Consider the following 1038-nt stretch of genomic DNA (forward strand, 5'->3'; position numbering starts at 1 on the left):
CTTAATTGTGCCGGTGATGTTTATCTCAAAGTCGGTTTTCTCGACGTTTGCCTTAACTGGCACCGAAATCGCGCCCGTTTTACTATCCAGCGTGCCGTCCGTTACGTTTAGCTTGCTTTTTTGCGCACTCATATCGGCGTTGAAATTAATTAAATTCTGCTTGATCGTGCCGTTTACTTTGGCGTCGTTATAGACCTCACCGCCTAGATCACGACCTAAAATTTTGCCGATTTTATCGATCAATCCGCCGCTAGGAAGGCGACCGTTATTGATGATTGCATCGAATTTTCCGCTGTGCGAGCTAGTATTATACGTAAGATTTGCATTGCCCGTGCCGTCGTAGACGTGATCGATATTTAGAAGCGTCGTAAGCTCTTTGACGATAAAATTTTGGATTTTAAAGCTTGCCTCATCGCCCGCGATCTGTCCGTTCAGCTCACCGCCCGCGACCTTGGAATTTATGGTCGCAAACAGGCTCTTGCCGTCGTGCGAAAGCTCGCCGGTAGCGGCAATTTTGCCGTTTAGTCTGCGATTTAGAAAAAACTCCAGTCGCTGCAGGCTCGGGATCAGCAGCGCGTAGTTTGCCTTAAGCGCTTTGTTTTTAAGCTCGTAGGTGCCGTTTAAGCTCTGAAGCTGCGCCAGATCGGAGTTCGCGCTTGCGCTAAAGGTCGCGACGGAGTTTTTGATATTTGTCTGCGCCTGCGCGTCCGCTTTTAGATCATTCGGGAAGTTCTTGCCCGTCGCGCCGTCTAAAAATTTCTTAAAAATCATGCCGTTAGCAAGCGAAATTTGCGCCGTGCCGTTGATGCTATCTTTTAAATTTAACTTCGCATCACCGTTTATCGTGCCGTTTCCGATGGCGCTACCGTAAAAAAGAGCCGAAAGGACGGCTAGATTTAGATTGCTCACCTTAAGCTTTAGATCGCTCAAATTTCCGCTCGCATTCAGGTTGCCGCCCATCGCGTTTAGATTTAAGCTTAGATTTTTAAGTTCGTTCTGCGCTAGAGCCGCGCTAAGCTCGCCGTTTGCCTTGCCTTG

General features: G+C 48.3%; 1 pseudogene. It reads right to left on the reverse strand.

From position 1 onward, the window contains the following. Window positions 1–1038, reverse strand: a pseudogene (locus Q0605_RS03475) (hypothetical protein); the annotation flags it as partial.

Origin of the sequence: uncultured Campylobacter sp., from assembly GCF_938017705.1 — a bacterium.
Classification (GTDB): domain Bacteria; phylum Campylobacterota; class Campylobacteria; order Campylobacterales; family Campylobacteraceae; genus Campylobacter_B.